Annotated in this window: 20 protein-coding genes; 8 read left to right on the top strand and 12 right to left on the bottom strand. The window is 61.4% G+C overall.

What is annotated here, in order from left to right; genetic code table 11:
* Positions 1 to 31: 31 nt before the first annotated feature.
* Both AC2CGQ_RS12825 and lsrK read right to left on the bottom strand, forming a co-directional pair.
* Positions 32 to 1,216 carry an MFS transporter gene (locus tag AC2CGQ_RS12825; protein WP_021503966.1) on the bottom strand — a complete coding sequence of 395 codons (1,185 nt, stop codon included), beginning with the start codon at positions 1,214 to 1,216 and terminating at the stop codon, positions 32 to 34.
* 220 nt (positions 1,217 to 1,436) lie between these two features.
* Complete coding sequence (gene lsrK, locus AC2CGQ_RS12820; RefSeq protein WP_484593697.1) at positions 1,437 to 3,002, bottom strand: autoinducer-2 kinase; 1,566 nt, start codon at positions 3,000 to 3,002, stop codon at positions 1,437 to 1,439.
* 193 nt (positions 3,003 to 3,195) lie between these two features.
* Here lsrK and lsrG point away from each other — a divergent pair, with 193 nt between their 5' ends.
* The 3 genes from lsrG (at position 3,196) to AC2CGQ_RS12805 (ending at position 5,156) form a co-directional block, all read left to right on the top strand.
* On the top strand, positions 3,196 to 3,489 hold the full coding sequence (gene lsrG / locus AC2CGQ_RS12815; RefSeq protein ID WP_004939559.1) for a (4S)-4-hydroxy-5-phosphonooxypentane-2,3-dione isomerase: 294 nt from the start codon (positions 3,196 to 3,198) through the stop codon (positions 3,487 to 3,489).
* An 87-nt stretch (positions 3,490 to 3,576) separates the two neighbouring features.
* Positions 3,577 to 4,482, top strand: a complete 906-nt coding sequence (locus tag AC2CGQ_RS12810; RefSeq protein WP_088381362.1) for an EamA family transporter — start codon at positions 3,577 to 3,579, stop codon at positions 4,480 to 4,482.
* Between the two features lie 83 nt (positions 4,483 to 4,565).
* Positions 4,566 to 5,156 (top strand): LysE family translocator, encoded by a 591-nt coding sequence (locus tag AC2CGQ_RS12805; protein ID WP_484593696.1) that lies wholly within the window; start codon positions 4,566 to 4,568, stop codon positions 5,154 to 5,156.
* On the opposite strand, the gene AC2CGQ_RS12800 is transcribed toward AC2CGQ_RS12805, so the two are convergent.
* The gene (locus AC2CGQ_RS12800) at positions 5,132 to 5,959 is read right to left on the bottom strand and encodes an AraC family transcriptional regulator (RefSeq protein WP_015377078.1); all 828 of its coding nucleotides are present in this window, start codon (positions 5,957 to 5,959) and stop codon (positions 5,132 to 5,134) included. The two genes, AC2CGQ_RS12805 and AC2CGQ_RS12800, sit on opposite strands and share 25 nt — an antisense overlap.
* 69 nt (positions 5,960 to 6,028) lie before the next feature.
* On the opposite strand from AC2CGQ_RS12800, the gene AC2CGQ_RS12795 reads away from it, so the two are divergent.
* Positions 6,029 to 6,247 carry a DUF7661 family protein gene (locus tag AC2CGQ_RS12795; RefSeq protein WP_015377079.1) on the top strand — a complete coding sequence of 73 codons (219 nt, stop codon included), beginning with the start codon at positions 6,029 to 6,031 and terminating at the stop codon, positions 6,245 to 6,247.
* An 8-nt stretch (positions 6,248 to 6,255) separates the two neighbouring features.
* Here the strand turns inward: AC2CGQ_RS12795 and AC2CGQ_RS12790 are convergent, their stop codons facing one another.
* Positions 6,256 to 7,104: a PA4780 family RIO1-like protein kinase gene (locus AC2CGQ_RS12790; RefSeq protein ID WP_076740446.1), complete on the bottom strand. Its 849-nt coding sequence runs from the start codon at positions 7,102 to 7,104 to the stop codon at positions 6,256 to 6,258.
* 120 nt (positions 7,105 to 7,224) lie between these two features.
* Positions 7,225 to 8,715, bottom strand: a complete 1,491-nt coding sequence (amyA, locus tag AC2CGQ_RS12785; protein ID WP_021503962.1) for an alpha-amylase — start codon at positions 8,713 to 8,715, stop codon at positions 7,225 to 7,227.
* A gap of 500 nt (positions 8,716 to 9,215) precedes the next feature.
* Between amyA and AC2CGQ_RS12780 the strand changes: the two genes are divergently transcribed.
* Together AC2CGQ_RS12780 and AC2CGQ_RS12775 are read left to right on the top strand one after the other, a co-directional pair.
* Positions 9,216 to 10,121, top strand: coding sequence for a bifunctional helix-turn-helix transcriptional regulator/GNAT family N-acetyltransferase (locus AC2CGQ_RS12780; protein ID WP_021503960.1), 906 nt, complete (start codon positions 9,216 to 9,218; stop codon positions 10,119 to 10,121).
* Between the two features lie 84 nt (positions 10,122 to 10,205).
* A complete protein-coding gene (locus AC2CGQ_RS12775; RefSeq protein WP_166444964.1) occupies positions 10,206 to 11,504 on the top strand; it encodes an SLC13 family permease in 1,299 nt (432 codons plus the stop codon).
* Here AC2CGQ_RS12775 and dapF read toward each other — a convergent pair.
* The 3 genes from dapF to bhsA (AC2CGQ_RS12760) all read right to left on the bottom strand — a co-directional run bounded on the left by dapF (position 11,479) and on the right by bhsA (AC2CGQ_RS12760) (position 13,176).
* Positions 11,479 to 12,354 carry a diaminopimelate epimerase gene (dapF, locus tag AC2CGQ_RS12770; protein ID WP_484593695.1) on the bottom strand — a complete coding sequence of 292 codons (876 nt, stop codon included), beginning with the start codon at positions 12,352 to 12,354 and terminating at the stop codon, positions 11,479 to 11,481. The genes AC2CGQ_RS12775 and dapF overlap by 26 nt on opposite strands.
* A 113-nt stretch (positions 12,355 to 12,467) precedes the next feature.
* A complete protein-coding gene (bhsA, locus tag AC2CGQ_RS12765) occupies positions 12,468 to 12,725 on the bottom strand; it encodes a multiple stress resistance protein BhsA (protein ID WP_484593694.1) in 258 nt (85 codons plus the stop codon).
* A gap of 193 nt (positions 12,726 to 12,918) precedes the next feature.
* On the bottom strand, positions 12,919 to 13,176 hold the full coding sequence (gene bhsA, locus AC2CGQ_RS12760; protein WP_277497035.1) for a multiple stress resistance protein BhsA: 258 nt from the start codon (positions 13,174 to 13,176) through the stop codon (positions 12,919 to 12,921).
* A 175-nt stretch (positions 13,177 to 13,351) separates the two neighbouring features.
* Here bhsA (AC2CGQ_RS12760) and AC2CGQ_RS12755 point away from each other — a divergent pair, with 175 nt between their 5' ends.
* Complete coding sequence (locus AC2CGQ_RS12755) at positions 13,352 to 13,996, top strand: TetR/AcrR family transcriptional regulator (RefSeq protein WP_004939509.1); 645 nt, start codon at positions 13,352 to 13,354, stop codon at positions 13,994 to 13,996.
* 35 nt (positions 13,997 to 14,031) lie between these two features.
* Here AC2CGQ_RS12755 and AC2CGQ_RS12750 read toward each other — a convergent pair whose 3' ends face one another.
* The 4 genes from AC2CGQ_RS12750 to AC2CGQ_RS12735 all read right to left on the bottom strand — a co-directional run bounded on the left by AC2CGQ_RS12750 (position 14,032) and on the right by AC2CGQ_RS12735 (position 17,401).
* Positions 14,032 to 14,850, bottom strand: coding sequence for a MetQ/NlpA family ABC transporter substrate-binding protein (locus AC2CGQ_RS12750; RefSeq protein WP_166444965.1), 819 nt, complete (start codon positions 14,848 to 14,850; stop codon positions 14,032 to 14,034).
* 19 nt (positions 14,851 to 14,869) lie between these two features.
* Positions 14,870 to 15,538 carry a methionine ABC transporter permease gene (locus AC2CGQ_RS12745; protein WP_004939505.1) on the bottom strand — a complete coding sequence of 223 codons (669 nt, stop codon included), beginning with the start codon at positions 15,536 to 15,538 and terminating at the stop codon, positions 14,870 to 14,872.
* Complete coding sequence (locus tag AC2CGQ_RS12740; RefSeq protein ID WP_021503958.1) at positions 15,531 to 16,556, bottom strand: methionine ABC transporter ATP-binding protein; 1,026 nt, start codon at positions 16,554 to 16,556, stop codon at positions 15,531 to 15,533. Before AC2CGQ_RS12740 ends, AC2CGQ_RS12745 begins: the two co-directional genes overlap by 8 nt.
* 401 nt (positions 16,557 to 16,957) lie before the next feature.
* Positions 16,958 to 17,401: an acetyltransferase gene (locus tag AC2CGQ_RS12735; protein WP_004939500.1), complete on the bottom strand. Its 444-nt coding sequence runs from the start codon at positions 17,399 to 17,401 to the stop codon at positions 16,958 to 16,960.
* Between the two features lie 242 nt (positions 17,402 to 17,643).
* Between AC2CGQ_RS12735 and AC2CGQ_RS12730 the strand changes: the two genes are divergently transcribed.
* Complete coding sequence (locus AC2CGQ_RS12730) at positions 17,644 to 18,516, top strand: oxygenase MpaB family protein (protein ID WP_088382041.1); 873 nt, start codon at positions 17,644 to 17,646, stop codon at positions 18,514 to 18,516.
* The last annotated feature ends 150 nt before the right edge of the window (positions 18,517 to 18,666 follow it).

Raw genomic sequence — 18,666 nt, 5'->3', positions numbered from 1 at the left:
ACCGGGGCATGTTTCTGCAGATAGATAATGATTAACACTGTTTAGCGCCAATCGCGCCGGAGCGCAAGCTGAGGCCGAACACCAGCGTGGCGGAGAGGATCAGCGCGCCGCCGAACAGCATGGCGCTGCTGACGCCCTGCCAGTCCACCACCTCGCCGCCCAGCAATGCGCCGGAGGCCAGCGCGATTTGGACGACGCACACCAGCAGCGCCTGGCCGGCCTCCGGCGCCTGCGGCACCGCGGCGAACATCCAGTTGGTGGCGCACACCGGCACGGCGCCAAAGGCCAGCCCCCAGACCATCACCATCAGCGTGGCGCCGCCGAGGCCGCTGAGCAGCGGTGAGACGATCAGGATGCCTGCCAACATGGCGGCGATCAGGATAAAGGTGGCGCGCAGGCTGTATTCCCCCAGGCGTTCGCCGAGGAACGTGCCCAGCAGGCCGACGGCACCATAGGCCAACAGCTGCAGCGAGATGGCCGACGGGCTGAGCACGAACACCTGCTGCAGCAGGGGGCGCAGATAGGTATAGGCGGCGAAGTGGCCGATGAACAGCAGCACGATGGCGATAAGGCCGATGCGCGCCATCGGCAGGCGCAGCGGCAGCACCAGATCGCGCGGCGTGACCGGCCGGGACGGCGGCACCGACGTCAGTAAGCGCAGCTGCGCCAACAGTACGCCGACCGCCAGCGCCGCGCCGCCGAAGAAGGCGGCGCGCCAGCCGAACAGATCGCCGACCAGTGCGCCAATCGGCACGCCGCACACCGCGCCGACCGAAACGCCGCTGAGGATCAGCGCGGTGGCTCGCCCCTGGCTGGCTTCCGGCACCAGATGGCGGCCATAGTTGGCGGCGAACGACCAGAAACCGCCGACGCAGACGCCCAGCAGCACGCGGCCGAGCAACATCATCGGAAAGTTGACGGCCAGCGCCGCCACCAGATTGGATACCACCAGCAGCAACGATAGCCCCAGCATCAATAAACGCCGATCCAGGCGGCCGGACATCAGGCTCAATGCGGGGGCGGCCACCGCCGCCACGATGCCGGGCATGGTGACCATCAGCCCGGCGCTGCCGGTACTGACGCCGAGCGAGGGGGCGATGTTGGTCAGCAGACCGATCGGCAGAAACTCGGTGGTGACCATGACAAAACAGGCAACCGTCAGCGAGAAGATCGCCAACCACGGGGATGATGCAGGGTTATCTTTATGATTCAGCATAATGCCGCTCTTCTCAGGTGAATGCGCAGGCCGCGCGCGGGGCGCAGCGTGACCGAAATCACAATTTACGGCAGGCGAGAGCGGCGGATAAATCCATCTGCGGTGGTTACACTGTTTCTGAGGGGGAACAATCGCGGCAGTGAGTTAAAGCGCGGCTTGCGCCGCGCCGAGGGGAAAGGAATAAAACGGCATAAGGTTATGACCGAATGCCGCGAGGCGCTTACAGCCCCGGCGCTTTCCACAGCGAGGTGGTCAGGCCGTTGTCCACCAGCGTCAACTGATCGGCGTAGATCCGCCGCCAGGTTTCTTTCTGTTCCTGATACAGCGCGTGGTGGGTCATGTCCGGCTGATGCTCGCGCTCCCAGCGCACCAGGCGCTCGCCGGTTTCGGCCAGCGATGCGTACAGCCCGGCGCCGACGCCGGCGGCGATCGCGCAGCCCAGCGCGGTGGCCTCTTTCACCACCGACACCCGCACCGTCAGCCCTGTGACGTCGCTGAGGATCTGGCTCCACAGCTTGCCCTTGGCCCCGCCGCCGGCGAACACCAGCGAACGGGCCTGCACGCCGGAGAAGGCGGCGATCTGTTCCAGATTGCAGGCGGAGACGATGGCGGCATTCTCCTCCAGCGCGCGAAACAGCGTCTGTTTGTTGCAGCGCTCCGGGTCGATCGACATGTTGATGAACGACGGCGCTGCGTGATACCAGGTTTTGAAATGCATGGCGTCGGAGAAAATCGGCATCACGCCGTAGGCGCCCGGCGGCACTCTGGCCGCCATCTCTTCCAGCAGGCTGTAGGCGTCGACCCCCAGCCGCTCCGCCAGCAGTTTTTCTTCCGCGCAGAAGGCGTCGCGGAACCAGCGCATGGTCAGGCCGGTAAAGAAGCTGATGGATTCCGCCTGCGCCATGCCGGGAATGACGTGGGGGTTGATGCGGATGTTCATCTCCGGATCGATGGCCGGCTCCGGCAGGTTGACGATTTGCTGCCAGAAGGTGCCGCCGAGCACCGCCGTCTGCCCGGCGCGCACGATGCCGAGCCCCAGGCTGCCGAGCTGCACGTCGCCGCCGCCCATCACCACCGGGGTGCCGCGCAGCAGCCCGCTCTCCTGCGCCGCCTGTTCGGTGACGCGCCCCAGCACGCTGCCGGTCTCTTTCACCGGCGACAGAATATCGGCGCGCAGGCCGGCCATGTCGAGCAACGCCGGCCGCCAGTCGCGGCTGGTCAGATCCAGCATGCCGGTAGTGCCGGCGTTGGAAGGATCGACCGCCAGTTCGCCGCTCAGCATGTTGGCCAGCCAGTCGCTGATCATGGTCAGCGTCGCCGCCTGGCGGTAGATGTCCGGCCGATGGTGCGCCAGCCACAGCAGGCGCGGCATGGCGCTCAGCGCCAGCGTCTGGCCGGAGTGCTGGTACACCTCGCGTTCGAAGCCGTGGTTGTGCAGCTCTTTCAGCTCGCTGACTTCGTGGCTGGCGCGTGCGTCGACGTTGGCGCAGGCCCAGATCGGCACGCCGTTGCGGTCGTACAGCACGATGCCTTCACGCATCGAGCAGCAGGCCACCGCGCGGATCGCCTGAGCGCTCAATCCTGCACGTTGCATCGCCTGGCGGATGCACTGGCAGGCCAGCTGCCAGTTGCGGCTGAGGTCAAACTCCATCGAGCCGGGCACGCCCGGCACCGCGAGGTGTTGCCACTCCGCCTGGCCGTGCGCGATCTGGTTACCCGCCAGATCGAAGATCACCGCGCGAATGCTGCCCGTTCCTGCGTCCAGCGCCATCAAGTAGTTATCCATAGCCTATGCTCTCAGGGGGAGGAATGTTAACTATAGATGCCGCCGCCTTACCCCGCCGGGGGAGGAGTGGGCGTCGCCGACGCGATTTGTGAGCCAGGCGGCAAAATTGCCGTTGCGGCAGGGCAATCGACGGGAATAAACCTATGGTTGGAAAGCGCCATGTTACGGCGCGCCGTTTAAACAAGGAGTTGCCATGCACGTCACATTGGTTGAGATCAACGTTAAACAAGACAAAATCGACGAATTTATCGATGTTTTCCGCGCCAATCACCTGGGCGCGATCGAAGAGCCGGGCAACCTGCGCTTCGATGTGCTGCAGGATGAACAGATCCCGACGCGGTTTTACATCTACGAAGCCTATCGCGACGAGCAGGCGGTGGCGGCGCACAAGCAGACCCCGCACTACCTGCAGTGCGTGGAGAAGCTGGAAGCGCTGATGACCGGCCCGCGCAAGAAGACCACCTTTATCGGCCTGATGCCTGAATAATCGCCGGCGTTTGCCGGTGTCCATGCGCCCGGTTTGGTTGTAACCTGCAAGGCAAAGCGAATTTTCAATGGGATAAGCGGGGCGAGGATGACATTGCGCGATCGGCTGTTGGCGCTGTTGGTGGTGGTGATCTGGGGCGTGAATTTCGTCGTGATCAAGTTCGGTTTACAGGGTATGCCGCCGTTTCTGCTGGCCGGGATGCGTTTTTTACTGGTGGCGTTGCCGGCGATCTTCTTTATCCCGCGCCCGACTATTCCGTGGCAATGGCTGCTGCTGTACGGCATGACCATGAGCTTCGCGCAGTTCGCGTTTTTGTTCGTCGCCATCAAGGTGGGCATGCCGGCGGGGCTGGCCTCGCTGGTGCTGCAGGCGCAGGTGTTCTTCACCCTGCTGTTGGGCGTTGTGCTGATGGGAGAAAAGCTGCGGATCAACCATTTCGTCGGCATCGCTATCGCCAGCGGCGGCATGCTGGTGCTGGCGCAGGCCAGCCTGCATAAGCCGGGCAGCGGCGCGGTCCCTCTGGCGGGCCTGCTGTTGACGCTGGCGGCGGCGTTTTCCTGGGCGCTGGGCAACCTGACCAACAAGAAGATCCTGGCCGGTTTCCCGCAGCGTAATATCTTATCGCTGGTGGTGTGGAGCGCGCCGATCCCGGTCGTGCCGTTCCTGGCCTGCAGCTGGCTGTTCGACGGCCCTGAGGTGGTGCTGAGCAGCCTGAGCCATGTGCAGGTTGGCACCTGGCTGGCGGTGGCCTATCTGGCGTTCGCCGCCACGCTGTTCGGTTATTCGGTGTGGGGCAGCCTGCTGGGGCGCTATGAAACCTGGCGCGTTGCGCCGCTGACGCTGCTGGTGCCGCTGGTCGGGCTGTTCGCCGCCTGGCTGTTGCTGGACGAAGCGTTGTCGCCGGCGCAGTTCGGCGGCGCATTGCTGGTGCTGGCCGGCATGGCGGTGAACACCTTCGGGCTGCCGCGCCGCCGGGCCGTCGCCGTGCGCTAAACCGAATAGGGTAATTCTGTTCAATACGCTGTCGGCGGCGGTCGGCATTCTGGTGCCTGTGAATATTTTCTCAGGTGTCCATCATGAATATCTACCTTTCCATGGCCGCGTTTGCGCTGGCGGCCTCCATCACTCCCGGCCCGGTCAACATCGTCGCATTGAGCGCCGGGGCGCAATTCGGCTTTGGCGCAACCCAGCGCCATGTGTTCGGCGCCACGCTGGGGTTTACCCTGTTGCTGGTGCTGCTGGGATTGGGCATGCACCAACTGCTGATCCTGTGGCCGGGGCTGACCCGCTTGATCCAGTGGGCCGGCGTGGCCTTTCTGCTGTTTATGGCCTATCGGCTGGCGTTTGACGACGGCAGACTGGGCAACGGCGCGGCGCAGGCGCCTTCCTGTTGGTACGGCGCGCTGATGCAATGGCTGAATCCCAAGGCATGGCTGGCGTCGGTGGCCAGCCTCGGCGCCTTTGTCGGCGACGGTGACATTCGGCTGCTGTGGCAGTTCGCCGGGCTCTACTTCGTGATTTGCTATGCCTCGGTAGCCTGCTGGGCCTATGTCGGCGCGATGCTGCGCGGCCTGCTCAGGCAGGCGCGCAACGTGCAGCGCTTTAATCGCGCGATAGCGGCGTTGCTGGCGGCCAGCGCTTGCTATCTGTTGGCAGAGGGTTTTTGATACTGGCCGGGCGTGGCGGCCAACAGCTGTTTGAAGGTGCGCTGAAAGTGCGCCTGATCGGCAAAGCCGCTTTCGCTGGCGGCCGCAGCGATCGGCAGGCCGCTTTTCAAGAGCCGATGGCCGTGCTGTACGCGGCGGTTGACCAGATAGGCGTGCGGCGTCATGCCGTAACGCTGGCGGAAGGCACGGATCAGGTAAGAAGGGGACAGCGCGGCGGCGCGGCAAATGTCGTCCAGCGTCAGCGGCCGGGTGCAGTGCGCGTCGATAAACGCCGCTGCCGCCTCCAGTCGGGTATGCGGTGGCGTCTCCGGCTGGCGGACATCGCCCAGCCCGAGCTGCAGGGCGCTGAAATACTCCACCATGGCGATCTGTTTTTCCAGCGCGCTGCACAGCGGATCCGTCAGCAGCGCATAAAGCCGGTTCAGCCCGTGGAACAGCGCCGGATCGCGGCTGAGCGGCTGGCTGAACGGAACAAAACGGTCGCCCTCGCCGCCGAGCAGCTCCTGCTGCAGCGCGCCGAGCCAGGCGAGATCGAGATAGAACATGACGTACGACCAACGGCGATCGGCGATGGGGTTGCAGGCGTGCGCCTGCTGCGGGTTGATGACAACCAGATCGCCGGCGCTGACCTGCATGCGTCGTTCGCCGTTGACATAGGTGCTGACGCCGCCGGTGATGGCGCCGATGGAAAAGAATTCGTGGCTGTGCAGGCTGTAGCACACCTGGCGGCCATCCGCGATGGCGCGGGCTTCGACGAACGGCAACTGCGGATCGCGCCAGAACTGCGGCGTTTTTTCACTCATACGCTTTCCTTTTCACTGCGGCGGCATCACAGTGTTATAGCCTGAAAGCGACGAGTGGGGGAATGGCGGATGATGATTTTTAACGTGTTCGGCCGTCTGCTGGGCGTGAAGCGCATCGGGGACGAATGGCGGCTGTTCCGCGTGACGCTGCCGGAGCGCAAATATGCTCCCAGCTACGATATCGTGCTGCCGGCGGATCTGCGTGAAGAGGAGATCGCCGGCTATCTGGGGGATATTTATCACGAGGCCGCGACGCCGCAGCGGCCGGAGGTGTTTCGCGTCGAATAGCGCGGCCGTTACTCTTCCGTATTGCGCGCCATGAGGCGGCGCTGATGTTCCTCGCTGGCGGCCTGGATCTCTCCCAGCACCGAGCCGACGTCGGCGCGCTTCTGGATTTCGTTGAACCGGCCGCTGAGGGCGCTGTCCGGCGTCAGGTTGCCTTCCTGATACAGCGCCCAAATCTCTTTGGCGTATTGGCTGTCGCGCAGTTCCGGCGCGAACTGGCCGTAAAATTCGGCCAGATTGCCGATATCGCGCTCGAACATGCTTTTGGCGTGGTTGTTGGCGGCGGCGTCCACCACCTGCGGCAGATCGATGATCACCGGTCCGTCTTTATCCATCAGCACGTTGAATTCCGACAGGTCGCCGTGCACCAGCCCGGCGCACAGCATGCGCACCGCGTAGTTCATCATCAGGGCGTGATCGGCGCGCGCCTGTTCCGGCGTCAGGATGACATCGCTCAGGCGCGGCGCCACCAGGCCTTCTTCGTCGGTGATCAGCTCCATCAGCAGCACGCCGTCCAGGCAGATATCCGGCTGCGGCACCCGCACCCCGGCCTTGGCCAGCAGATACAGCGCGTCCACTTCGGTGTTTTGCCAGGCTTCTTCCTGCTGCTGGCGGCCGAATTTGGAGCCTTTGCTCATGGCGCGTGCGTCGCGGCTGTTGCGCACCTTGCGCCCTTCCTGATAGTGGACGGCCTGCTTGAAGTTGCGCTTCTCGGCCTCTTTGTACACTTTGGCGCAGCGGATCTCATCGCCGCAGCGCACGATAAACACGTCGGCTTCTTTGCCGCTTTTCAACCGGCGGATGACGTCGTCGATTAACCCGTCATCCACCAGCGGCTGGAGTCGTTTTGGAATTTTCATGCAGCCTTGTACCCTATTTAGGCTCCGGTGTGAATGGCTTGCGCAGTTGATAGCGTAAGTTAGACCCGAAAGGCAAACATTAGTTTTGCCGCCGCGTCATCATTACGCGGCGGCGGGCGATCAGAGGCTGGCGGCCGGCACCCAGACGCTGACGCTGCCGGCGTTAACCGGGAAATGGGCGCTGCCCTGGTCGTCGGCGGTGATTTCCTCCGGGCGGTTGCCGAGGAAATCGCGCCAGGCGGTGTGCGCGAGATCGGCGCCGAGCGTAACCGTCTTGCCGCTCTCGCCGCCGTTGGTCAGCACCACCACGCAGCCGGGAGCCTCGGCAGTGCCGGCGCGGCTGAAGGCCACGCAGTGGCTGTCGTCGAAGTAGTCGGTTTGCGGGCCGTTGGCGAAGCGCTGGCGCGCGGCGATCAGCTTCTCCAGCTCCGGGATCGCCGGCATGTCGATCTGGTATTCACCGCCGTCGCGCCCCTTGTCGCGGTAGCTGGCGCCATACAGGTCGGGGTAAAACACGCAGGGCACGCCCTGTTCGCGCAGCAGGATCAGCGCGTAGGCCAGCGGTTTGAACCAAGGTTCCACCGGCGCTTCCAGCGATTGCAGCGGCTGGGTATCGTGGTTGGCGACCAGCGTCACCGCGTGGGCCGGATCGGCGGCGGTCAGGGTATCGGTGAAGATCTGCGCCATGTCGAAGCCGTCGCCTTGCTTCGACGCCTGATGAAACTTCAGGTGCAGCGCCACGTCGAACAGCATCACCTTGCCGTCCACCAACTCGATGTATTGTTGCAGCGCGCTGAGATCGTGCGACCAGTATTCGGCAACGATAAACAGGTCGCGTTGCGCGCTGCCGCGCACGTGATCCGCCCACTCTTTGAAGAACCAGGCGGGAATGTGTTTGGCGGCGTCGAGGCGGAAGCCGTCGCACGGCAAGGTTTCCAACAGCCAGCGCGCCCAGTATTTGAGCTCCTCCGTCACGGCGGTATTGCGGAACTCCACGTCGGCGCCCATCAGATAGTCGTAGTTGCCTTTCTCGTCGTCGACCTGATCGTTCCAACCGTCGTCGCCATAATCGTTGGCGATTTTGAACACCCCTTTGTCGTCCGGCTGCTCAACATAGTCGACGCCGCTGAAGCATTTGTAATCCCAGATAAATTCGGAATGCACGCCCTGGCGGCCGGGGAAGGTGAAGCGGGTGTAGGCCAGCGCGTCGAAGCCCTGATCGTCAATGTCGTTGCGGTTGTTGGCGTCCACCTTGAACACGTGCACCCGTTCTTTCTCGTCCGCGCCGAGCTTGTGGTTGAACACCACATCGTAAAGCACGCCCACGCCGTGTTCGCGCAGCGTATTGGCGGCATGTTCCAGCGCCGCCTTGTCGCCGTATTTGGTCGCCACGCTGCCTTTCTGGTCAAACTCGCCCAGATCGAACAGATCGTAAGTATCGTAGCCGACGGAGTAGCCGCCGGAAGCGCCCTTGCAGGCGGGCGGCAGCCACAGATCGGTGATGCCCAGTTCGGCCAGGTGCGGGGCGCGCTCGGCGGCCTCCTGCCACAGTTTGCCGCCGTCGGGGTAGTACCAGTGGAAGAATTGCAGCAGGGTGGTTTTTTTCGTCATGAGCCAGCGTCCCGGTTAGCCAGAAGGAGAGAAGCAGTTAAAGCATGGGCTACTTTTGGCAAAAGGGACAATGGCGCAGGGAAGCGCGCGAAGGCAGGCGTAAATATGTAACCGACGTTGACGAGGTAGCGCTTGAGTTGTTGCTATCAAGTTTTTACGTTTTAAATTTTATCTTTTAAATTTCAAATGGATATTTATTTTATTTTTTGTTTTACCCACTTTTGCCGTTTTTATGCTCACTTTTACTGGATTTTTATTTCAACTTTAAATCTTAGTATGATTTTTAATTTTATTAATTTGTTTTAAATTGGATTTAAATGCTGTTATATGAAATATTTTGACATATTCAGGTGCCGGGTTGGTTATTCATTCGCAATTGTTTATGCGTTATCGTTATGTTCAAAATTAGATAACACTATCAACCAATAACCCATCCAACGTAGCCTGAAGGTGGGAGAACAGGGGAGCATAACGCCGTGAACATCAGGGATTTCAGAGCATTGGCGCGCAATTTGGTCAGAGAATTCGGCATGTTGAACAAGCAGAGCAACGGCTCGCGCTTTTCGCCGTTGCAGATCCATCTGATGATCGAAGTCAGCGAGCAGCCGCTCGGCGTCACCGAGCTGGCGGCCCGATTGTGCATTGACAAGGCAAGCGCCAGCCGGGCGTTGCGCAGCCTGGTCGCCGCCGGCGTGATAGAAACGGTAGATCATCCGGATGACAAGCGGCACAGCCTGCATCGGTTGAGTAAACAGGGCGGCAAGACGCTGGCCGGCATCGAGAACGACGCCGACGGTTTTATGCAGGCGGCGCTGGCGCAGTTGGACGACGATGAGCTGGCGAGCACCACTGCGGCGATGAAAAAGATGACCGCGGCGCTGCGCAGCGCGCGCAAACAGCGCGACGCCAATCTGCGGGTGCGGCCGATCGCCGAGCGCGACGATGCGGCGATGGCGGCGATCATTCGCGACGTGTTTCGCGAGTACGGCATGGACAAAATGGAAGGGGTCAGTCTGCACGATCCGGATCTCGATCGGCTGACCGGTCTGTATCGCGACAACGGCGGCCACTACTGGGTGCTGGAGCGGGACGGACAGGTGGTGGGGGGCGTCGGCATGGCGCCGCTGGCCGGCGAAGAGCCCGGCTATTGCGAGCTGCAAAAACTGTTTTTCAAACCCGGCGCGCGCGGGCTGGGCATGGCGCGCCATATGGTGGTGCAGGCGCTGAAGGCGGCGCGGGCGGCGGGGTATCGCTACTGCTACCTGGAAACCACCGAACAGTTGAAAGAGGCGATCGGGTTGTACTATGCGCTGGGGTTCACGCTGTTGACGGAACGGCGCGGCAATACCGGCCACCACGGCTGCAACGTATGCATGCTGAAAAATCTCCAGAGCGACGATATGTGAGCGGTTTCAAGGTTAGCGCCCGCGCTTTGTGTCACCCTGTTAACCGTTTGATAACAATCACAACGTTTTATCAGGGAGGAAACTATGTTGGGGGATCCGATGGCGCTGCCCGCGCTGGTCACGCTGGTGGTCATCGCGCTATGGGCCAGCGCCCGCTTGCCGGAGTATGTGGTCGCGCTGCTGTTCTTTACGGCGGTGATGGTCTTGCAGCTGGCGCCCGCCGCGGTGACCTTTTCCGGTTTCGCGTCTTCCGCATTCTGGCTGGTGCTCAGCGGTTTCGTGCTGGGCTCCGCCATCCGCAGCACCGGTTTGGCGGATCGCCTGGCCAACCGACTCTTGCCGCATCTGGCCGGTTCCTGGCCCCGGCTGGTGGGCGGCGTGGTGGCGATAAGCTACGCGCTGGCGTTTGTCATGCCTTCCAATATGGGGCGGATTACGCTGCTGATGCCGATCGTCATGGCGTTGGCCAATCGCGCCGGTCTGGCGGAAGGCTCGCGCGGCCGCATCGGTTTGGCGCTGGCGGTGGGGTTCGGCACCTTCCAGCTCTCCGCCAGCATCCTGCCGGCCAACGTGCCCAATCTGGTGATGAGCGGCGCGGCGGAAAGCGCCTATGGCAGCCATTTCGCTTATCTTTCTTACCTGCTGTTGCACGCCCCGGTGCTCGGGATCGCCAAAGGCGCGCTGCTGACGCTGTGCATCTGCGGCCTGTTCCGTGCGCGGCCGCAGCCGGTGGCGGCCGAGGCGGCGCAAACCCCGCTCAGCGCCGCCGAATGGCGGCTGATCGCGCTGTTGGGCGCCACGGTGCTGTTGTGGATGACCGACAGCTGGCACGGCATCGCTCCCGCCTGGGTGGGGTTGGCGGCAGCGTGTTTCTGCCTGTTGCCGCGTATCGGGTTTCTCAACGGCGAGCAGTTCGCCGCCGGGGTTAACGTGCGCACCTGTATCTACGTGGCGGGGATCCTGGGGCTGACCGCATTGGTCAGCCACTCGGGGCTCGGCGATCGGTTGGGCGGTGCGCTGCTGGCGATGATGCCGGATCTGCATGGCAAACCGTTCGCTGCGTTCGGTTCGCTGGTGGGGATCACCTCGTTGCTGAATTTCGTGGTGACCGCCAACGGCGTGCCGGCGCTGTTTACTCCGCTGGCGCAGGCGTTGTCCGCAGGCAGCGGCTTGCCGCTGCTGACGGTGCTGATGACCCAGGTAATCGGTTACGCCACGCCGCTGCTGCCGTATCAGGCTTCGCCGATCGTGGTGGCGATGGGGATGGGCAAAGTGCCGGCGCGCGAGGGGCTGAAGCTGTGCCTGCTGTTGGCCGCGCTCAGCTTTGCGCTGCTGGTGCCGTTGGATTATCTGTGGTTCAGACTGCTGGGGTGGATCCCGTAAACAGCCCTGCGCCGCCGGCAAAACAATCTTCGTCCAGCGTCAGAGTGGCGATTTTATGCACCGGTCCGCGCATGCTGACCTGAAAATCGCCGCTGAAGGCGATCTGCAGCTCGCCGCCCGGCATCCGCACGCTAACCCGATCGCCGACTCGTCCCAACTTGCGCATCACGCTGGCGGCGGCGCAGCTGCTGCTGCCGGAGGCGAGGGTAAAACCGGCGCCGCGCTCCCAGATGCCGATGCGCAGCGTCTGGCGATCGACCACTTCCACCAGTTGTACATTGGTGCGTTTCGGGAACAGCGGATGGCGTTCAATCTGCGGTCCGAGCCGATGCACCTGCGCCAGATCCAGTTTTTCCACCGGCACCACGCAGTGCGGGTTGCCCATCGACACCAGCGAAACGCTTAACGTCTCCTCCCTCAGGGGCAGCGGATAGTTCAGCGCCTCCGGCAGATCGATCAACGCCGGCAGCGCCGCCGGGCTGAAATTGGCGCGCCCCATTTCCACCGTTATCTGATGCGCGTCTTGCGCCACCTGGCAGCGCACGTCGCCGCCGGCGGTGTGCACCAAAAACGGTTGATGGCCCACGCGGCCGCTGTCAAACAGATAGCGCGCGTAGATACGCAGGCCGTTGCCGCTCTTCTCCGCTTCGGAACCGTCCGGGTTGATGATGCGCAAGGTGGGATTGACGGCGTCGCCGCTGTCGATCAGCAGGCCGTCGGAACCGATGCCGTAATGCGGGTGGCACAGCAGGCGGATCTGTTCATGGCTCAGCGGATCGGCGACCGAACGGTGGCATACCAGGTAGTCATTGCCCAGACCGTGATATTTGTGGAACAGCAGGGGAGTCATGGCGTTGCTCGGCTCAGCGGAAAAAGGTCGCTACAGCTTACAACAGAACGTTGGCGTTAAAGCAAGCAAAAGGCGGCCTGAGCCGCCCTTTTGCACGATTGCCGATCCGGCCATTAATTGTAGATGATCGCGGTGCCGTGCAGTTTATTGTCACCGGTGGTGGCGATGATCTGGAAGGATTTTGCGCCCGCCGCATCGGCTTTGGCCGCCAGTTTGTTTTCCAGGCTGCTCAGGTCGGACGCGCCGCTGACGGTGACGACGCCGGCTTTTTGCAGGTCGACGGGTTGTGCGTTAACCAGTTCGGCGGCGAAGCTGCCGAAGGAGACGGAAGCCAGTGCGATGGCGGCGATGGTCATTTTCAGGTTTTTCATGGTCTTATTTCCTATCTTTGTTCTTTACGATGTTTGTTTTGTAAGGTCGTTAAATTAATTAACGATCGATAATTTAATGTTAGATGCCGGTTTGACGGATTGCAAGTATTTTTTTAATGCTCGTTAATTAATTTTTTTTGACGCCCTGGCGTCGGGAGCACAACTTATCGCGATCCGTTGGTTTAATTCATTGTTATTGATAGATTTCTGCGGTCCCGTGCAGCTGGTTGTTACCGCCGGCGCCGATGATACGGAAGGATTTTGCACCGGCCTGATCGGCTTTGGCGGCCAGGCTGCTTTCCAGCGAGGTCAGATCGGATGCGCCGCTGACGGTAATGACGCCCACTTTCTGCTGGCCAGCCGGTTGGTTCTGGACCAAATCAGCGGCGAAGCTGCCGAAGGAAATGCTGGCCAGAGTGAGGGCTGCTAAGGTTAATTTTAAGTTTTTCATAATGTTAATTCCTTTCCGATAACGGTGAATAGAGGGGTTTAATCCGCTTCGCTAAATTATCTTAACGATCGATAACTAAATGCTAATCGGTTCTCGACGAGGGCGCAATATTTTTTTATAATGATCGTTAAGTTATTTGTGCTAACCCTGCTGTGGAGCGGGACAGGAGAGAATGATGAGCATCAATGAAGAGGTCTGCGGCAAAAAGAGCCGTGGCAGGCCGAAACAATTTGATCGCGACCGGGCGCTGGAAAGCGCGCTCGATCTGTTCTGGCGGCACGGCTATGAAGCCACCTCGCTGGCCGATCTGGTGGAAGTGACCGGCGCCAAAGCGCCAACGCTGTATGCGGAGTTCGGCAACAAGGAAGGGATGTTCCGCGCGGCGGTGGAACGCTATCTGCAAAAATACACCACCTGCACCAACCAACTGTTGGAACAGGCGTTGCCGGTAGCCGAGATCGTCGAGGCCTACGTGCGTTCTTCCGTCGAAGTGTTTACCGATCCCGATACGCCGTCAGGTTGTTTTATGGTGTGCGCCTCCGCCGCGCTGTCGTCCGCGTCCGACGACGTCGCCCAGATGCTGCGCAAAAAACATCATGCCCAGGAAGCGGCGCTGAAAGCCTGTTTCGATCGCAAGGTGCAGCAGGGGGAACTGCTGGCGAAGACCGACACCGCGCTGCTGGCGAAATACGTCATTTGCACCATTGAAGGCATGTCGGTGCAGGCGCGCGAAGGGGCAAGCCGCAGCGATCTGCTGCGGTTGCTGGAGGCGTTGATGCTGGTGTGGCCGCGGCTCAGCCAGATTGGCAATAAGGTGTGACAACCGGCCCGGCTTTTACCGGGCCGCGTAACCCATTACTGATTGACCGGGATCACCGCGCCCTGGTACTTCTCGCGGATAAAGTCCTGAATCGGTTTGGAGTGCAGCACTTTGACCAGCGCCACGATCCCCGGCTTGTTCACGTCGGCTTTGTGCACGGTGATGATGTTGGCGTACGGGTTGTTTTCGCCGCTTTCGACCGCGATCGGATCCTTGGTCGGATTCAGCCCGGCGTCGATGGCGTAGTTGGCGTTGATCACCACCGCGTCGCCTTCGTTGTTGTTATACATCTGTGGCAGCAGCGCGCCCTCAACGTTGGCCTGGAACTTCAGGTGTTTCGGGTTTTCCACCACGTCGGTGATGCGCGCGTCCACTTTGCTCACCCCCGGCTTCAGCTTGATCACGCCTTCCCGTTCAAAAATAGACAGGATGCGGCCTTCTTCCGCCACCGCGTCGCGCATGATGATTTTGCCGTTTTCCGGCAGATCTTTCAGGCTCTTGTACTTCTTCGAGTAGATACCGATAGGCTCAATATGGATCGCGCCGGCGCTGACGAAGTCGTAGCTCTTGTCGTCGGCGTGGTCTTTCAGCACCGAGTTCAGGTAAGGCACGTGCTGGAAATAGTTGGCGTCAATGTCATGGCTGGCCAGCGCAGTGTTCGGCAGGATGTAGTCCTGGAAGCGCTTGATCTGCAGATCGATGCCTTCTTTTGCCAGTATCGGTTTAGCCTGTTCGAGGATCTCGGCGTGCGGCACGTTGGAGGCGCCGACCACCAGCTTGGTCGCCGCGGCGGCGCCAAAAGAAGCCAGAGTGGCGACGGAGGCGAAAGCCAACATCAGTAGGTGCTTTTTCATCATCGTTTTCCTTGGTTAATTAACGTTTATCGAGCGTTCTTGTCAGGGTGTCGCCAATGAACTGAATGACGAAAACGATCAGCAGGATCGTCAGCGTCGCCACCAGCGTCACGTCACTGTGGTTGCGTTGGAAGCCTTCCAGATAGGCCAGGTTGCCCAGGCCGCCGGCGCCGATCACCCCGGCCATCGCGGTGTAGCTCACCAGTGCGATCAGGGTGACGGTGATGCCGGAAACCAGCGCCGGCGAGCTTTCCGGCAGCAATACGCGGAAAATCAGGGTGCGGTTTTTGGCGCCCATCGAGCGCGCCGCTTCGATCACTCCTTTGTCGACCTCGCGCAGCGCGATCTCCACCAGCCGGGCATAGAACGGCGCCGCGCCGACGATCAGCGCCGGCAGGGCCGCATCCGCGCCGAGAATGGTGCCGATAAGCGACTTGGTGAACGGGATCAGCAGCACGATCAGAATGATGAACGGAATGGAGCGGAAGACGTTGACCAACACGGAGATCAGCGAGTAGACCGCCCGGTTCTGCAACAGCTGGCCCTTCGAGGTTAAAAACAGCAGCACGCCGAGCACGATGCCCAGCACCAGCGTGGCCAAACCGGCGATGCCGGTCATGTACAGCGTTTCCCAGGTGGCGTCCCACAGTTGGTCCAGACGCAGGTGGGGGAACAGGGATTCAATCATGTTGGATAACCTCGACGGCGATGTTTCTTTCGTTCAGCAACTTGAGCATGTCGGCGACTTGTTGTTCGTTGCCTTCGGCGTGGATGTACAGTTCGCCGAACGAACCGTTGAGGGTGTGGCTGATCTTGCCGTGCAGAATGTTGATGGTCAGGGCGTAGCGCCGGATCACTTCAGAAATCACCGCCTGATGGGTTTGCACGCCGACGAAGGTCAACTTGAAAATCGCCCCCGGCAGGTGGGCGGTGAGCTGCGGGTTGAAGCTCTCTTCGGTGTCCGCATACTGCGACACCTGTTTGACGAACTGCCGGGTGATCGGCTGCTGCGGCCGGGTGAACACGTCGAGCACCGGGCCTTCTTCGACGATGCGGCCGTTTTCCATCACCGCCACGCGGTGGCAGATTTTGCGCACCACGTGCATCTCGTGGGTGATCAGCACGATGGTCAATTTCAGCTGACGGTTGATGTCCAACAGCAGGTCGAGAATGGCGTCGGTGGTCTGCGGATCGAGCGCCGAGGTGGCCTCGTCGCACAGCAGCACGCTCGGGTTATTGGCCAGCGCGCGGGCGATGCCGACGCGCTGCTTTTGGCCGCCGCTGAGCTGCGACGGGTAGGCGTTTTCGCGCCCCTGCAGGCCGACCAGCGCGATCAGTTCCGCCACGCGCGGCGCAATCTGCGCCTTGGGCACGCCGGCGATCTGCATGGAAAACGCGATGTTCTGGCTGACGGTGCGCGACCACAGCAGGTTGAAGTGCTGAAACACCATGCTGATTTTCAGCCGTGCCTGGCGCAGATGGCTGCCTTTGGCGCGGGCGATATCGAAGCCGCCGACGTCGATGCGGCCGCTGGTGGGCGTTTCCAGGCCGTTGAGCAGGCGGATGAGGGTGCTTTTGCCGGCGCCGCTGTAGCCGATGATGCCGTAAATTTGCCCGGCCTCTACCGCCAGGCTGACGTTGTCTACCGCTACGACGCGGCCCTGTGTGCTGTCAAAAGTTTTGCAAACGTTCGAAAGAACGATCATAGCGAAGCGGATCCTTATCGATACATCACAGCATTCCGTCCAGAGCGCGGTGCGCCGGACAGAGATCGTTCGGCTTTTCGGCTGACGGAACCTCTGTTGCGGGTGAATACCGGGCAATCCTACCGAGGGTTGATAGTGACAGGAAGAATGTAAAATCTATTACTTATTCTGATTTGATATATAAGGCGACGGGGGAGGCGGGGGAAGAAAACCGGCCGCAGGGCGGCCGGCGAGATTGATGACAAACCTTAGACCCTTGCCGGGTTGGCAGAGAGCACCGAATAAAAAACAAGGAAAATCAATTTATTGATTTTCGGCTGATCACCACAAAGAGGGGAAAAACCACGCTTTTTCCCCTCTTTGTCAATAGACTGACCGGCCGCAGGGCGGCCGGCGGAAGGCTAGCGTTTGTCCAGCTTCATGTGCAGCAGCGGGAACGGGTTGCCCTGGCCGTCGAGCGGCGAGCGGCCGGTGATGACAAACCCGTAGTGGCGGTAGAAGCCGCTGGCCTGCGGATTTTGCTCGTTCACGTCCAGCTGCAGCTCATCGTGCAGCGTTTCCGCGTGGGTCAACAGCGCTTTGCCCACGCCTTGGCCGCGCTGATCGGCGTCGATAAACAGCATCTCCACCTTGTTGCCGTTCAGGCCGATAAAGCCGCAGGGATGCCCCGGTCGGTCTTCGGCCACCCAAACGTTGACCGCCGGCAGGTAGTCGTTCAGCACCAGCGGGAACAGCTGCGCGATGTTGTCTTCGGTTAAAAAATGGTGGGTGGCGCGCACCGAACGCAGCCAGATATCTGCCAATTGCGCGTTGTCTTCCGCCGCGCGTGCTCTGATGGTAATCATCGAACTCTCTGCTATCTAAGTTGAAGGAAAAGAAACTAGATAGAGGTTTTGTGGGGTTAGTGCCGAATTAACGTGGGTTAACGCCCTGCAAAGCGCCTCTGCAGTGGATCGAATAGGCCCGCCTTCTCGCAAGCGGTATAACAACTGTAATTCAGCAAGTTAATGCTTTCAACCGCCGCAGGGCGCAATGAGGCGTTCGTCGCGTGATACACTGGCCGCTGAACCAGCAAGAGGGCGGCAGGATGGAAGCGGTACGCGCAGCGATAGAAAAACAGGTGCTCAGCCTGACCGGGCTGGCGCTCGGCGGCGTTGATTTTGAGAACCCGCCGGGCGATCCGGGCTTGTTCGGCCCGCAGTCTGTCATCTGGCAGGTACATCGCGATTTCACCCCGATGCTGTGCGGCGGCGTCAGCGCCTTGCTGCTGCAAATGCTGCACCCGCTGGCGCTGGCTGGGGTGTGGGAGCACTCCAATTTTCGCGAAGATATGATCGGCCGCCTGCGCCGCACCAGCCAGTTCGTGTCGGTCACCACCTTTGGCCCGACCGCCGAGGCGCAGCGGCTGATCGCCAAAGTCAAAGCCATCCATCTGCGGGTGACCGGCGTCGGCAGCGACGGCACGCCTTATGCCGCCAGCGATCCGGCGCTGCTGACCTGGGTGCACGTGGCGGAGAGCAGCCGTTTTCTGGCCAGCCACCTGCGCTACCGCAACCCGCACCTTTCCCGCGATTTGCAGGATCAATACTATCGTGAAGCGGCGCGCGTGGCCGCCGCGCTGGGGGCGACGGCAATTCCTCAGTCCTGCGCGGAGGTCGAAGAATACCTGCAGGCGATGCGGCCGCAGCTGGTGTGTGATGAACGCACGCAAGAGGTGGCGCGCATTCTGCTGAAGGCGCCGGCGCCGAGCGCATTGGCGCGCCCCCTCGGCGGGGTGGTGATGCAGGCGGGCATCGATCTGTTACCCGATTGGGCGCAGCGGCAGTTCGGTTTTCATCCGGGTGCGCTGCGGCGGCGGCTGGTGCGAACGGGCGCCGCCGGTTTGGGCAAGGTGCTGGGCGCGTCGATGCGCAACGGTTCCTATCAGCGTGCGGTGCGGCGCATCACTCAGCCATCATGAGCCGCAGCCGCTATAATTAGCCTTTGTTTATCTTCGTTTACGGCCGTTTTTGAGACTTTTACGGGTGATCCGGCCAGTAATGCGTTTTACACTTGGGGCAAAGCCACATTCCATTTTTGGCGCGCAGCCGATTCTGCCGCGCCCTGACCC

Source organism: Serratia sp. DFXYC6 (assembly GCF_057196085.1).
The sequence above is the reverse complement of the archived record's forward strand: the minus strand, read 5'-3'. Positions and strand labels throughout refer to the sequence as shown.